Source organism: Halobacterium jilantaiense (assembly GCF_900110535.1).
In the GTDB taxonomy this organism is placed as follows: domain Archaea; phylum Halobacteriota; class Halobacteria; order Halobacteriales; family Halobacteriaceae; genus Halobacterium; species Halobacterium jilantaiense.
In genome coordinates, this window is sequence record NZ_FOJA01000002.1 from 20,868 (window position 1) to 37,099 (window position 16,232).

Annotated in this window: 8 protein-coding genes; 4 read left to right on the forward strand and 4 right to left on the reverse strand. The window is 57.0% G+C overall.

From position 1 onward, the window contains the following. Positions 1-41 precede the first annotated feature (41 nt). Positions 42-1,118, forward strand: a complete 1,077-nt coding sequence (locus tag BMW35_RS14775) for a DNA-methyltransferase (protein ID WP_089670455.1) — start codon at positions 42-44, stop codon at positions 1,116-1,118. A 6-nt stretch (positions 1,119-1,124) separates the two neighbouring features. Here BMW35_RS14775 and BMW35_RS14780 read toward each other — a convergent pair whose 3' ends face one another. Next, positions 1,125-2,333, reverse strand: coding sequence for a DNA-methyltransferase (locus BMW35_RS14780; RefSeq protein WP_089670456.1), 1,209 nt, complete (start codon positions 2,331-2,333; stop codon positions 1,125-1,127). 364 nt (positions 2,334-2,697) lie between these two features. Between BMW35_RS14780 and BMW35_RS14785 the strand changes: the two genes are divergently transcribed. Together BMW35_RS14785 and BMW35_RS14790 are read left to right on the forward strand one after the other, a co-directional pair. Then, a complete protein-coding gene (locus tag BMW35_RS14785; protein WP_089670457.1) occupies positions 2,698-6,048 on the forward strand; it encodes a PD-(D/E)XK nuclease family protein in 3,351 nt (1,116 codons plus the stop codon). 2 nt (positions 6,049-6,050) lie between these two features. Continuing rightward, positions 6,051-9,884, forward strand: a complete 3,834-nt coding sequence (locus BMW35_RS14790) for a UvrD-helicase domain-containing protein (protein ID WP_089670458.1) — start codon at positions 6,051-6,053, stop codon at positions 9,882-9,884. Here the strand turns inward: BMW35_RS14790 and BMW35_RS14795 are convergent. Next, complete coding sequence (locus BMW35_RS14795; RefSeq protein ID WP_089670459.1) at positions 9,881-11,290, reverse strand: metallophosphoesterase family protein; 1,410 nt, start codon at positions 11,288-11,290, stop codon at positions 9,881-9,883. The genes BMW35_RS14790 and BMW35_RS14795 overlap by 4 nt on opposite strands. Before the next feature lie 215 nt (positions 11,291-11,505). Between BMW35_RS14795 and BMW35_RS14800 the strand changes: the two genes are divergently transcribed. Beyond that, a complete protein-coding gene (locus tag BMW35_RS14800; protein WP_143052217.1) occupies positions 11,506-14,634 on the forward strand; it encodes a homing endonuclease associated repeat-containing protein in 3,129 nt (1,042 codons plus the stop codon). Between the two features lie 80 nt (positions 14,635-14,714). Here the strand turns inward: BMW35_RS14800 and BMW35_RS14805 are convergent, their stop codons facing one another. Both BMW35_RS14805 and BMW35_RS14810 read right to left on the reverse strand, forming a co-directional pair. Beyond that, entirely contained in the window at positions 14,715-15,758 is a 1,044-nt protein-coding gene (locus BMW35_RS14805) for a hypothetical protein (protein ID WP_089670461.1), read from the reverse strand. Then, on the reverse strand, positions 15,758-16,231 hold the full coding sequence (locus BMW35_RS14810; protein WP_218138632.1) for a hypothetical protein: 474 nt from the start codon (positions 16,229-16,231) through the stop codon (positions 15,758-15,760). The genes BMW35_RS14805 and BMW35_RS14810 overlap by 1 nt, the downstream gene beginning before the upstream one ends. Between the last annotated feature and the right edge of the window lies 1 nt (position 16,232).

The window sequence follows — 16,232 nt, forward strand, 5'->3', positions numbered from 1 at the left end:
AGAGTCGCTCCACTTACTACAGTCGAGAGAAACTCCTCAATATGACATCGTCGTCGCCGATAACGGATCTCCTCTCCCACTCCGCGGCATATTCGACGGACAACGGAGCGGCATATCTCGGGGACAGCCGCGACTTTCTCGATGATTTGCCGTCAAACTCGATTGACCTTGTCGTTACGTCCCCGCCTTTCGAGCTCGCACACCAGAAAGAGTACGGCGACGATTGGGACGATGAGGACAAGGAATACCAAGCGTGGTTCCTCGAATTTGCCGAGGAAGTCAAGCGCGTCCTTTGCGAGCACGGGAGTTTCGTCATCGAAATCGGCGGCGCCTTCAACTCGGGGGAGCCATCGCGGTCGACTTACCAATTCGAGCTCCTCACCAAACTCACGAGCGACGACGTCGGCTTCAAACTCGCACAGGATTTCTACTGGCACAACCCGGCAAAACTCCCCTCCCCCGCAGAATGGGTCAATCGACGGCGAATCCGGGTGAGTGATGCGGTGACGCACATCTGGTGGCTCGCTCCGAACATCGCCGCCGATAGTGCGACGGAGCCGGACGAGCAACCGGTCCCAGAAGCGGACAATCGCCGGGTACTAACGGAATACAGTCAAAGCCAGCAGGACCTCATGGAGAAGGGAGAGTACAATGCTGGAGAGCGTCCGTCCGGCCACAACATTAGCGAAGAGGGCTTCTTTACCGATTCGGGGGGCGCGATCCCTGATAACCTTATTTCCGCGACGAACACGGGTAGCCAGACCCACTACGACAAGATGTGCAGTAGAGCAGGGCTCGATAAGCATCCAGCACGCTTCCCTGATGAGATTCCGGAGTTCTTCGTGAAGTTCCTCACGCCGAACCCACCCTACGATGACTGGAACCGTGGATATCTCGACCGACCAGTGGTATTGGATATCTTCGGCGGCTCGAACATCACGGGCAAGATTGCCGAAGAGCTGGGTCGGTATTGGATGGCATTCGAGAAAGACGAGGAGTATCTCGAGGCCTCCGAGGTACGATTCCTCTCACCGATGCAAGTCGAGCGGAAATTCAACAACACTCAGCACGGGCTGGATGATTTCACCGAAAGCGGGGAATCCGAACCTGAGCCGTAGCCTTCCCTAATCGTCCCCAACTTCAGCGAACTCGCCAAAGTCACTCGTTTCGTCGTTCAACGAGTCTCGAATCTCGTCCTCGTCCATAAACCTGAACTGCGAGGTCTGCACGTACTGTTCCTCTTGCTCAAAGCCGAGCCAATAGCGCCCCTTCGATTGTGCGACCCTCCCCGTCAAGTTACTCCCGGCGAAGATGTCCAGGACGACCGGCCGGTCCAACGCACCGCGGTCCCAATCGTCATACGGCGGATCGGGTGTGAGGAAGCTGATGAAGAATTCAGGGATATCACGAGGAAACCGAGCTGGATGATGGTCAAAGCCGAACTCACGACACATCCGAAGGTAATGTGTGTTGCTCGCAGTGTTTGAGGCCTCCACCAAATTATCGGGTTCTTGACCACCCATCCCCAAAGTCCGAAGCAGGTCCCCTGCCGACAGATCTTCTGGGTCTTCATCCGAGATCAGCTCGATGAATTCAAGGGCGGAGATCTCGTCCCAGCGCTCAAGAACGCCCCGGGCTGAATGCCCCTCGATCAAGTTGTCAGGAATCGAGCCTTCATTCTTGTTGGCAAAGGATTCCGGGTCGATATCCCATCCCGAGCCTCGCTTGCCGTCATTGTACTCCCCAGTCTCTAACAGGTTCTTGTGGCTTTCACTGTACTCCTGTAACACCCGCTGGTTGCTCGCCTCCGGCTGAGGGTGTTCACCATCCTTGACCGCCGAGTCCTTGTTGACGTCCTTCGAGAGCCACCAAATGTGGGTAACAGCGTCGGTGACGCGAATCTTTCGAACATTCACCCACTCAATCGGGTTGGGAAGTTTAGCAGGGTTGTACCAGTAGAAATCCTGTGCAAGGTCGAAGTCCCCCTCCTCAACGAGACGGGTGAGGAGTTGGAACTGATAGATCGAGCGCTTGGGCCAACCCTTTTCGAACGCACCGCCGATCTCGATGACGAAGCTGCCATGGGGAGTAAGAACGCGATGCACCTCCTCAGCAAACTCCATGAACCAGTCGTTGTACCCTTCCTGATCCTCGTTTCCATACTCCTTCTTGTGCTGGAGGGCAAAGGGAGGCGAAGTAACGACCAGGTCGATACAGCCATCGGGGAGCTGTTTCAGGGACTCTCGACTATCACCCTGAAACAGCCCACCGGACTCGAAGGAATAAGCTGGTTCTGAGTCCATCAAGTCAAGAACCGCCGGGTCATCCGTCATTGCTTATCCAGAAGTCAACGAAAGAACTTGAATGTACAATACTTGGCCCTGGGCTAGGACCCTCGCTGAAATGTAGCAATACTACTGGCCCTGTTGAATCCTTATTGTATTGATACCTTCTCGCTGGAATAGTCGCCAGGTAAGTGAGCAAGTGAAACGCTTGCTCAACAAACCGGATAACCGTGACTTTGGGAGCGCTTGCATCTGGTCAAACTATCGGGCGTATCTGAAGCTCTATGAGGATTTCAACAGAGCCGGATGTCAATAGTGGTTCAATGTGGCCTGCTAGTGCTGGTACACATAAATCCCCTAATCACCTGTTGCGCCCCCGAACATTAATATTCCAATCAGGCAACAACGGAGTATGTCTCGTCGTCTACTACTTACCGGCCCTGAGTTTTCCCAATTGGAATCTCACGCGTTCAATATTCTCGAGGAACAAGTAGGAACCCAGCCGGAGAGCATTCTCTATATTGTGCAGCCGAATCATCCCAAAGACGTTACCAGAGACCGTTGGAAAAACCACGGGCCATCAGCGGGACTCCGTATTGACACCTTCGAGAACCTCGCTTCCCAGTGGTACAAAGAAGACCAGTACAAAGGCCAAGTAACCCATATTGATCAACCACTCCTGGACCGACTGGTTGAACTCGGGCTCGAAGGAGTCACCTCGCCAACAAATCCGCTTCACACTAACGAACGATTCCCGCGAGCAGGGCTTAGGCGGGAAGCTGAGACACTTTACACCGAACTCGAACAAGCAGGATTGCTTTCACCGGAGGCAATGCAAAGCCGCCTCGAGCAAGAGGGGGTTGGCGACCGCGCGAAGTATGTCGCTGAACTGGCCGAATCGATCGAATCAGCCAGACAAGAAATCTTGGCCGATGAATTACCAGAGGTCTATCGCACTGAGCGGATGTATTACGCAACGACGGCAGAGACAGCTCTCTCAGATACTTTTCCTTCTGTGGATGCGGTCATTCTCAGCGGCTTCACCCGATATGATCGACTAGAAAGGAATTTTCTCGAACGAATCGTTGACACTTGGCCGACAATTGCTCTCCACCCCAAGCAGATAGATGAGAACTCGGCACTGGGTGTTGATGCAGGCGCCAAGCAAGCGTTAGAGGCGTATTTCGATCTGGACTTCGTTCGAGAGCATCTCAGCGACTCTGACTCAACCCCTATCGAAACGCGACAACGTATCACTCGAAGCCTCTATCGCCATCCCCAGCAGTCACCGTCTACGAGTAACGTCACTGCGGCTGGGTTGGGTCTGACACTATCCGAGCCAGAAACGGTCCCCGATGAGATCCGAACCACCGCTCGAGAGATCCGGAGTCGGATCTCGACAGGAACGCAGGTCGACGATATCGGCATCGTCCTCACGAGCCCAGTTCAGTATGCCGATCAAGTGCGGGAGGTCTTCGAAACGTACGAATTGCCGTCCAGTTTACAAACTGAGATCCCCCTCTCCGAGACAGCACTGGGCGATGTGGTCCAAACGATCTGCCAACTCGCACAGGAACCCCGTACTATCGATACACTTCTTGACCTTCTCACGAATCCGTTGGTCACCATTACTCATACGGAAGAGAAGCTCGATTACCACGAACTCGCTCGGGTTACGGCTAGAGCAGAGACAAATCGGCTTGAGTCCATCCTTGAATACGTTGACGACGGTATCGCAGCAACGGTCACTTCTCTGACTCAGGATGTAGCCGCTCTGTCAGAGGAGTCGCTCGATAAACTCCCTAACCAACTTGACGCCCTTCTTGAGCGTCTCGGCGTTTCGACCGCACTGGAAAGTGAACAAGAACTCTCGTCTGGGCTTCGAAAACGTGAACTGCGCGCTCGCGACCGTCTCGACCGGATCCTCGAGACACTCTCCCTCACAACACCGTTGGCAGATCCCGAAATCGGTGACAGCGTTGACCGTCTTGAACGCGCTCTTCACGGCGTCTCGGTCCAGCAGTCGATCCGACCACCCGAGGAAAGCGTCGTTGTCTGTAATCTCGCCGAGGCTCCCCTCCGAGACTTCGAACACGTGTACGTTCTCGGCTTAACGTCAACCCATTTCCCTTCAGATACAGAGCAAACCGCTTTCACACGACCCATCTACGAGGCACACGGCGACTTCGAGCAGACCGATGTCTCTGCAGAGGCACGGTATCACTTGAGCGTCCTCCTCGGGAGTACAGCATCAATTCATCTCTCCATCCCCCAGCAGAGTGCTAGTGGTGAACCGCACGTCGAAGCAGACATCCTGACTGAACTTCGACGGCTTGTCGATCTCTCGGAGGTGACGATTGAGCCAGCTGACAACGAGCCAGGATGCCAAGAAGACGTGCAGCGGGCAGTCGGCGACGTCCTTCCCGAGACATCCGACGCACGTGTCCACGGCCTACTCACGGAAGCAGTTGAAGCCGGATCGGTTAGCAGTACCCAACAGACTCGCATTCAGGCGGGTATTGCCTGCGCCGCGGCACGAGCCGGTCCCGAATTGACACCCTACGATGGCCAGCTCACAGAAGAGACCGTCTCCCAGATTCACGATACGCTCGACCGCGAGCCGTACAGTCCGAGTCGATTAGAGACATATGCTGCGTGTGGGTTCAAGTACTTCATGCGCCGTGTTCTCGGCATCGAAGCACCGGATCGTTTAACGCGGGAACCCGACGCGAGCGACCGCGGCTCGTACATCCACGACGTACTCGAACACTATTACCTGTCCTTACAGTCAGGGGGCAGCGATCCAGTTCACCCAGGTGGCGACTTCGAAACACGGCAACAACAGATCCTCGACACCGCCCTTGAGCGGCTTGACAATGCATTCGATGATGGCGCCCAAACAGCGTTCCAGGAAGAATGGCTGACGTCCGTGCTCGCTGGACTCGGAACTCCAGACACCAATCCATACTATGGACCACATGAGACGCAGGACGGTCGTCCTATTTCACGGGGGCTGTTCTATCGATTCCTCAACCACGAGGCGGAGGAGCCCGCAAAAACGACCGCCCGACCGACATGGTTCGAAGGCCGGATCGGTAATCCCTACGATGCAGGCACCCCACTCAGCGACGATCCTGCAGAAATCGAGACGCCACACGGTTTGGTCCCCATTCATGGACTCATCGATCGCGTCGAGACGGTCCCAGGAACAGACCCAACACAGGTGGTCGTCCAAGATTACAAAACTGGAAGCTCAATTCCCAGCGAAAATGATGCGCTGACCGGGCTGAAGTTCCAACTGCAACTGTACGCGTTGATGGCCGAAGAAGCACTCAACGATGCCGAAGTGGTTGGTGGCGCATACTACCAGGTCTCGCCCCCGAGTTCAGTCAATTCTCGTAGCGGGCTCCTCACCTCACAGGAGATGGCGGTCTACCATGGAAGCGACGACGTCGACACACCGCTGCTCCGTCACTCCTACCCGTACTTCGAGACACACGAGGCGTTCCGACGATTCATCGATGAGACAACCCCACAACGCCTCGGGGATCTCGCCTCGGGCATCGCAGAGGGTCAATTCCACCCGACAGTCCTCGATCCATCGGACGCCGGATGTCGCTACTGTGACTACGCACACGTCTGTGACGTCCGCTCGCACCAGCGGAAGGAGGTTATCGAAGCAATCGACGACACGGGTGAGTCAGCGTACGTCCCGCTGAAAGCCAGGGACCACGACCTCGAAGATATCGTGGAGGTGGAGTAACAATGGTCTCCTACGAAGACTTGACCGACGAGCAGCAACGGGCTGTCAATGCCCTCAACCGGAACGTGACCCTCACAGCCGGGGCAGGAACGGGCAAGACCACGACGCTGACTGCTCGATATCTGAAGATGATCGAACAGTCGCTCGCGGAACAAACCGACGGCGGGACTGGTGAGGTCCAGCTGCTACCTGAGCACATCCTTACGACGACGTTCACCGAACGGGCAGCAAACGATCTCGAGGAGAGCGTCCGAACGGAAATCACGGACCGCATTGAGTCACTCGATGTCGGGGAGTTCGAGGCCTGGCGTACGGTTGCGGATGAACTCGAGCAAGGGTACATCCACACGCTCCACGGGTTCTGTGCTCGGCTCCTGCGCGAACACGCGCTGACGATCGACGCCGTGGATCCTGGCTTCGATACGCTAGACGAAAACGAGACGACCGCACTGATTCACGATACGGTTAGTAGCGTCCTCGAAGAATACGAGAATCATGAGGCAACGCAAACGCTGGCCCGGCGGTTCTCACGGAGCCAACTCCAAGACGTCCTGACCGATCTGCTGGGCGAGCGACCGGAGAGTCTTGAGTGGGCTGATCGGTGGGCGGAGGCCACGGAGGAGGAATACATCTCGTTCGTCGAGTCAGCCTTGCATCCAATCGATCCGGATGAAGCCGCCGAGCGGCTTGCCCACCCCGACTTCGTCGCGGCTGCGGCTACCCTGCGAGAGTTTGTTGAGACCCCCCCAGATATCGAGACCGGGGGGCAGACCTGGCAGCGCGCGGAAGGAGTCGTAACTCGACTTGACGCAGGATTCGACGATGGGGTCCCATCCCGAGCCAAGCAGTCGACGATTGCGGAACTCAGTATGCACCTCACCAAGGGTAGTGGGGAACGCTACGCGGGCTATACGGGAGCCAACACCCGGTGGGGAGACCATCCCCGAAAGGCGGAGTTCGACAGCGCGTTCGAAACACTCGTTGAGACGCTCCAGCCCGAGGAGTACGCCGTCAACGTGGATCTGGAAATCGAATCGAACAGCTTCCCCCTCGTCCGAGCGCTCGCAGAGCTGACCCAGATCGCGGCTGCCGAGTACGAGGACCGGAAAGACCGGCAGAACGCTGTCGACTTCACTGATCAGATTTCCTATACCGTCGACTTCCTCCAAGCACCTGAGAACGCCGACATTCGCGAAGAGTTACGGGAACAGTTCGAGTACGTGATGGTCGACGAGTTCCAGGATACTGACCCACGCCAGTGGGACCTCATCAAGCTCCTGACGGCCAGCGACGGGGAAACGTTCGATGCTCAGAACGTGTTCGTCGTGGGCGACGTCAAACAGAGCATCTATCGCTTCCGGAACGCCGACGTCACGCAGTTCCGTGAAACGGCCACGACTCTCGAGCAGGTATCCCAAGACGCTCAGACCACGGATATAGAAAGCGAGGATGACGACCAACTTTCGACGAACTTCCGAACGCTGCCGACGGTGCTGGAGTCGATCAACGAACTCTTCGAAGCCATCTTCGACGAAGACGGTGAGCCCTACGAGGCGGCTCCCCAATCCCTAACAGCCGATCGCGACGATCCAGCAGATCTCGGTACTGTGGAGTACCTCACGGTGCCAACCGATGCCGACCTCCGAGAACACCATTGCGGTCACTACGCGGACTTTGCGACAGCCGAGCCGGAACACGACACAGAGTTGGAGGCGATGGCGCTCGCCGCTCGCCTCTCCCAGATACTGGCAGAACCGCTCCAAGTCTACCCCGAAGAGGATGAAACGGACGACGATAGTAGCGAGAGTGAACCCGCTCCCGAAAGCGGACTGAGTGACCATGAGGAGACAGCGGAGGGTGATAAACCCCCGGAGCCACGGGACATCAAACCGAGCGACATTGCTCTCCTCATCCGCAGCCGCACCCACCTCAAAAAGTACGAACGAGCACTAGAAGAGGTGGACGTCCCCTATTCAGTCGCGTCCGGGATTGGCTTCTACGAATCGACAGAAATCACCGCGCTGTTGAACCTCTTCCGGGCGCTCGCCGATCCAAGTGACGAACGGGCACTCTACGCAGCGCTTCGCTCGCCGCTGTTCGGGCTCACCGACGACACGCTCGCACAGTTGAAACTCCATGACGACTCTATGTGGGACGCACTCGCGACGAGTGAGCATCAGGAACTCCAAGATGCCTATGAGCATCTCCAAGAGTGGCGTCATTTGGCAGGGCTTGGCGACGAGGAACCTGCCGGATTCGACGGGTCGTGGGCTGCGTATCTAACACAGATCCTCGAGGATACAGGCTACTTGGTGAGTGTCAGCGCCGACGAGCGCCCACAACAGGCGATGGCGAACGTGGAGAAGTTCCGCGAACAGCTTCGCGGCTGGAGCGACGATGGCGTTCGGAGTCTTACGACACTTGTGAGTCGGATCGAACGCCGCATTGAGCTCGGCGGCCGGGAAAGCGAAGCTGACACAACCGGCGAGGGCGTCCAGATTCTCACGATCCACGACGCCAAGGGGATGGAGTTCCCGTTCGTCGTCGTCCCGGGGACCGGTCGCGAGTTCAAGGACGACGCGGCCCTGGGCGGCGGGAAAGTCGAGTTCGAGCAGATTGGTGGCCAGCACGCAGTCGGAATGAAGGCACCAAGCCCGGACGACCCGTTCGAGATGGTGGATACGATCGCCCGTGACACGATTCGTGAGCGGCGTCGCGCCGAAGAACGCGCCGAAGAAAAACGCGTGCTCTATGTGGCCTGCACACGAGCACGAGACCATCTGCTCCTGAGCGGCCTCCACGAGGCAGCTGGAGAGACCGAGGAACCAACGATGACGGGTCTCGAGGAGCCGGACCCTGAGTCAGCATCAAGTTGGCGCGACTGGGTTCAGCCAGAACTCCTCACCGAGGACGTGTGCACTGCCCTCGATTCCGATACCCATACCCGGCGTACGTACGGTGACGGCGCGTACACCGTGTCGCTCCCGACACCGCCAGCCGAACAGGTGCAACCTGATCCCGATATCGACCCTGAGGTTGAACTGTCACCGCGTCCGCCCAAGCCAGATGTCAGCTTTCGGTTTTCGGCGACTGACCTCGCGTCACTCTTCGGGGAGTATGGCGAACTCCAGTTCGACGAAGACACAGGGACCATCTACGTCGAAGAGACCGACGATAGCGAGACGAGTCCAGAGAGTCGACACGGTGAAGAGCAACCAACAACCGGAGAGAGTGAAGCAGACGGCCGTTCAGTAGAGGAAGCGAGTGCCGAAACGGACGGCGTCGACGCGAGCGTATTCGGCGAGATGGTGCATCGGCTCTGCGAACTGCGGCCGCCTGAAACGCACTGGCCACATCTTATGGAACAGACCCTTGTTGACGAGGGGGCCACGGTCTCACTCTCACCCGAACTCCAAAACCGCGTGAGTACCCATGCCCAGCGCGGTATAGACTACGTTAACGAGCAAACCACCGACGTCAACGTCGAGCACCAGTACGACGAGCTGTATGTTACTGCGGAATTCGAGCGCGGGGAGATATCGGGGTTCATCGACCACCTGATCATCACGCCCGACGCGTACCATATTATCGACTACAAGACAGGTGATGTCACTCCCGAGGAACTGGAAGCTGACGCGGAGTATTACGAGAATCAGATGAAGGCGTATGCGATTGCGCTGAATCAACAGGAGACTGCCCGTCGTGTCCGGGTTTCACTCGTGTTCACGACACTCGATGACGCATGGGACGTTGAGTGGTCACCTGATGAGATAGAATCGATGAGGAAGCAGATCAGCGAGGAGATCTGGGAGCAATTTGAATCGCTTGAGCGTTAAAGCGTGAGTTGGACCCGCTGATGGCGAAGCGAATTCCCATCTTGAGTGAAAAGTCCGACTACGGGCTTGATCGAAGCTTGGCGGGCTCGCTGGGGCTCCGTGGTCCCACCGAGTACGAATGGGAGTTCCTCGTTCCAATCGATACCCGTGCGGTGGAGATGCCCAGCAGCAATCGCATGGACGTGAGAACCAACAGTTGCGGCGACATCATCGACCGTACACTCTGGCCAATCACTATTGCTAATCGGCTTGATCGATTGATGGATTGCAGCGATACCGAACCGATCGGTGGATGGGGGGTTGGTTAACCAGCTTGTAGACTCCCATCCCGTAGCCGGTGTGAAATCACGACCATAGAGAGCCAGTCCCTGACCGACTAGCTGTGGCGTTTCGTTAAGCTGCGTAACAAGCCCGTGTCGTTCGAACTCTCTGAGGACTTCTCGACCGCCATCGCGCTCGTGGTCCCCGTCTATCGAATAGAAGGGAATATCCCGCTCAGCTAGCCGTGTGAGTTGATCCTGTGCCGCGTCTTTCACCGAGCGAGGGATGCCATGCCGGTCATTATGGAAGAGATCTCCCGTATTGAGTACGGCGTCAACTTCACGCTCTATCGAGATGTCTATCGCACGACGGAAGCCCGTTAGACACCGGCTGTCGGACGAATACTCTCCTGTCTTTGTTAGTGACGCTCCTAAATGAGAGTCTGAGAGATGCAGCAGAGATGTCTGCGACTGCAGCTCGTGACCAGTAGTCGAGATCTTTCGCTTGTACGCATTTGCACCAGCGTATCCAAGCTGACTCCAATCATGTTGTGAGTCCCGCTTGCCACTCACATGTCCGGCCACCGATGCTGGGTCACCTGTGTATTCACAGCCGGAAACGGGACAAGCGACCGTTCCTGAGGAGGATGTGGGCAGTTCATCATACAGTTCGACGTCTCCTATGACTGAGCCCTCGTGCCCATCGCCCGTAGCGATGTCCTGATTAACAGGGATTCCGGTGGCTGTGACCCATTGTGAATTAGATCCAGAAATCTCCTCAACTCTGATTTTGACCTCCTCGTTAAGCTCTGCTCCGGGAACTTCGATGCGGATACCCTCCTTCTCAAGTAGAGGAAACCCCTCGGCAGATCGCTTGAGGATCCGCCCAGAAACGATATCTCCCACTGAGAGGTCTTGGGCCGTGGATTTTGTTCGTTCAGCGTAGACGTCCTTCCGCAAATCAGAGTCCACAGGTTCAGCCTCATTCGGTCCGATCATCCGAACTTCAACCGTCTTCCCGACCGCCTCTTCACGGACTGGGCCGACAATGAAATTGCTGCCATCATCTTTCTCGACCACGCCATTTCCTTGATTACTGAGCCGATCAATTGTAGCCCAAAATGTCCGTTCGCCTGAGTTACCCATTATCGATCAGACTCTCGTATGCGTCAAAACGTTTTCCGCGAATGACTCTTCCGTAGGAGAGTATCGATACAACTCTCTGGAGTGGAGTCGGACCAAAATCGCCCGTCCGCGCAAGAGCGTAGATCCGATTCCCGTACCGTCCGGCCGAAACGCATCAGCTGGTGATGCTCGGGCTAGCAGGTGTTTTAATTAGATGTCCAGTTGGTATGATGTGTATGGGAGCGCGGAAGTCGGCGGTCGAGGTAGCCGGACAGGAGTTCGGCATCACGCCTGAGGAGCCATACTACTGGGTACAGCTACTCCAACCCGTTCACAACGAAACGCTCGCGGAGGACCTCGACACGGAGGCAGTACGATACTCGCCGACTGAGTTCCCGGGACTCCTCTATCAGCCATTGTTCGGGGACGAGACGTTCGTCTTTGTCAATCAGGGGGCATTCCTCATCAATCTCACGAACGCGACGGCTGAGGAGGCCGAAGATAGCATCAACGAACTCCTCCCGACGCTCGTGGCAGGGGGTGTCCTCGAAGGGGAGGACCACACAGAAGTCAAAGCAATCTCACATGAGCAGTTATCGGCGGACGGCGTCGCTACGACTGATGAGGGGGATGAAATCGAACTCACGGTTTCAATTCCCAATGTCATGCAGTCGTTGGTCGGCCGACCACTGTTCGATCCTCGAGACCGGCTGGTCGTACCGGACTCCGAGTTGACACTTCGGTTTGACAAACTAGCCGATGGCGAGCAGATTCGATACGAATACGCTGACGATCGTGGGTCCCTTGAGCTGACGACTGCCCCGGATGGAGCCACGTTCTTCGGTATGGACACCGATGAACAGATTGGGTTCGTCTTCACCCGCGACCGACTCCGGTACCAGTTCGAAACGCCTGGGAGCTATTACTGTTCGGTATCCAACTCCGGAGCGGTTATCATAGGGACTGGTGTGACTGACGCGAGCGTGATTGTCTACGATGAAACGGGCCGTCGGGTCTTCAAGACAGGCATGGCGTCGATTGAGGAGGTAACAATCAGCCCCGACGGTCGGCAGTTTGGCTATGCTGGCCACGTGGGGGAACAGTACCAGGAGGTCGTCGTGTTGTGCGAATGTCTTGACGATGGAACGGTCGCACAGACGACGCTCACCGACTACGGCTCAGTCAAGTACGATCCCAAAGGCGAGGGGTTTCTGGTCGCGGAGCAGCCGAGCGGCGTCTTTTCCGCGCTGCTTGCACCGGACGGATCCGTGATCGAGGAGTACGATCGCGAAACCTCTCGTGGCGATGTCGAGGAGTTGCTGACCCGGCTCAAGGAGCAGTCATCTGGAGACGACGACATTGTGGGCGAAATCAAAGCAGCGGTTCAGGAGGAGCCTACGCCGTTTGCGCCCCACGTCCCTTTATTTGTGGACCGACTCGCCGACAATGAGTTTTCTCGAGGGCCGACAACGGACATTCCTCGACTGTTCAAGACACTCGCCGAGGAGGCGCCATCGGCGTTCAAGCCGACACTCGATCAGGTTTTTCACCTGTTGGAATATCCCGACGGCCACCAGTCAGAGAGTGCTGTCGCCGTTCTCCAGCAACTGCTCAAGAATGACGTGGCACAAGAACGAATCGTAAAGCGGCTGCACCGCGTGGTCGCGGGCGACGATACGGACTCTCAAATCCGGGCGCTACAAGCGTTGCAAGGACTCCCCCCAGTCGACCTCGTTGAGTACCAGGCCACCCTCGATCAGTTGCTTGAATTACTAGCTCAAGATATGCCGCCGAAGATGATGCTGCCGGTCACGGAAGTTCTCAGCGTCCACGAGCATCAAGAGGGGAGTGCAGCGATCGTGGAAAGCATCGTCGCGGCCGACAAGAACGACGTGCTGGTGGCTCTTCTCCAGCACGGGCACAACCGACGTGGAGAAATCATTGGATCAGGGTTGATGGCCACCATCTCTGCGTCTCTTGACGACTCGGAGAAAGGGTCCGAAGAACCAGTCGATCGAAACGTCGCCCTCGGTGGGCGCGAGTTATACCATCTCAACCAGAGCGTCGCAACTCTTCTCTCGACAGTCGCTTCCAAGCGGCCCGATACCCTCGTTCCCCACCTCGGTCGCCTGCTGTTGGATGTAAATACGGAGGGGGAGTCGATGAAGGTCGTTCGCAAAAATGCAGTCGACATCGTCGAAACGCTCGTCGAGCAGGACCCTGACAGACTCGGAGTGAGGGCAGAGCGAAATGCCGACGTGATCATCGACCTTCTCAATCACGACAAGGTCCGGGTGGGTACGCTTGGTGTCCAGTTGGCCGCGCTCGCCGGAACAGAGCGTACCGAACAAGAAATACAAAAGATCGCCGAGACGCCGTCACATCACCTTTGGAACGACGCCACCGACGCCCTTGACCAAATCGGGTCTGGCTTCGATTCCGACTGCGACGCCCCCGACAGCTCTGGGGGTGACAGTGACACCGTCCTAGAGCCGCTGACGCGAGTCGCTCAGTTCCCGGTTGATCCGACAGTGGCGCTGTCGGTTCCCAGTCCGGAGGACATCAAACGATATCGGGAAGACGCCAACAAGGAGCGAAGTGACATCGAGCGCCGTGGTGAAGACGCCCCACGCATCCACCGCAGTTACATCGCCGCACTAGAGAACGGAGCGGTGAGTCCACGACTGTCCGTACTGGCCGATGTAGTCTTCGCGACGATACCTGAGGAGAACGCTACCGCTGCGTTTCCGACCGGGCCGCGGATTCTGGCGCGTCGTGAAGAGCTGGACGTCCCCCGATCGAGACTCGCCGAGCAAGCAGGGTGCTCCACCAACCGGCTGCGTGCCTTCGAGACGAATCAGGCTGATCCGCAGGCCCACGAACTCGAACGGATTGTCGACGCACTCGAAGGCCGAGATGTGCAGGGTGCGTATCCGGTACGAGACACTGTCCGTGAGGATTGGATCGAATACGGGACAACGCTCGCTGAAGCACTCGGACGATTCCCGAAATCCAGCGAGATGGTCCAGGATGTCGATGGGAATCCCAGTGTGAGTGAGGCAGACATCGGTTTCAACGGTCCGGTGTCCGTTGACCTGGATGTCGAGATACCAGAAGTTCCCCACTGGTCTGTCTTTGACGGCTGGGATGAACTACTGGCCGTACTCGATGTCAGCACCGAGCACCGGGCATCCGGAAGCCCCCTCCGTTCGACACTAATTGAAGAACTTCGAGAGATCGACGATGTCATCGACGGTCGGCCGAAGACGGGCGACATCGACGAACACAGCGAGTTCTCCTATTACTACTACAAGAAGGAGTTCGGCGGGATTCGAGACGCATTCGATGCTGCCGGAATCACCTGATCATCCGGTTCACTTAGAGTTAGGTCAACCCCCAAATTTCAGGGGCTGGCTGAGAGCGTCCGACAATTTTGGGCTGACGCTCATTTTGTCGCCTCGTATTCAGCTGTGACTGCATGATCACGCCGTAATTTCTCACGGACGTTTTCGCTACGGCAATCGACATCTAGACGCCGTCGTTGCCAGTCCTCCCCAGATTTGCCGTTCCACACCCCGTACAGCGTTACCTTTGGGAGTCGCAGAACGCCGAACCGCACCGAGAGCGTGTAGAGCGCATCCTGTAGTTCGTCCCATGTAACAGTCACCTTCCGTGGAATGTCAACCGGGAAACTCACATGTTGTGCAAGTACCCCGGCCTCACGAGTTAATTCGACGAACCCGTGGTCATTACTAAGGAGAATAACTCGCTTTCGGCTATCTTGGTCGTACTCAGCGTAGGCGTCGACAATCGCCTCGTCACCCGTCTCACTCTCAATCGTATCGGCATATCGATGGTCGCGAAGGCGACGATATTCGTAGAGGCCGAGGAATCCTTCACGATTCGCCCCAGCCGGCTGATTGTCCAGCCGTGCGAACTCGGACCCGAACGCATCCTCGAGGGCTCGCGTCTCGTAGTGGTTGTAGTGCCAGTTGAGTTCCTCGTAGATACCCGTCGCGAGGGCAAAGCCATTGACTGGACTCCGCCCTTTGTCGTCACTGTATCGCTCCGGATCCAGTCGGAGTACGTCCGGCATCCGCCAGGCGAGGAGGTTCGTATCGATGCCCAGTGCCACGGGCTGATGGCCGGCGTCAAGGTCGGGGTGGCCCTGTCGGCGAAAGAACGTCTCCACGTCTTCGCGATTTTCGATGTCGACGAGACCACCAGCAACGAGCGCTCGGATGTAGGTATCCTTGTCAGGCAGATCGTCGTAGGCCTGTTCACCATACATCGTATGGAGTTCCTCACGGGAATCCTGATACGTGAGCGCCCCCTGTGTGAATCGGACCGTGGTTGCGACGGGATCGGAGAGGTCGATTTCGAGGAGTTCTCCGATCTCCTCACACGGGTGCCGGACACTAACTGACGTAATACCCTCTGTGTAGAGCGCGTTGAGGAGATGGGTGATGTGGTGGCGAGCAAGCTGCATTAGAAAACCTCCTGGAAATCAACAAGTTCGATTACTGGTCTGGGGACATCGGGATACAATCGGCCGTAAAAGCGGTTGTTCGAGACGTAGAGATAGAAGACGTGGTCGGCCTCGAACTGAATCCCCGCCTGGAACGCGATCGCCGACATAAACTTTCGACCAGGAGTGACATCGACCGCTGCCGTACCCCCGTCGGCCTGTATCTGGGCAATCGGTTCACGAAAGTGTTCGACGATGCCCTGGAAATCTGTCTCCGTCTCGAGCTGCGTCACGGAGAGGCCAGGATCCTCACCGCCGTATTCGACGACCACACGCTCCATCATAGACGTGATATCATCGAATTGGTCACCGACCCCAGGGTTCTCCAGTACGTACAGTTCGTCGGGGAGGAATCCCTCCTCACAGGCCGCGATGAGAGGGTTGATGACCGCTTCCAGGTTCGTGGTCATCGTTGTGAGCCACGCATCAACCATT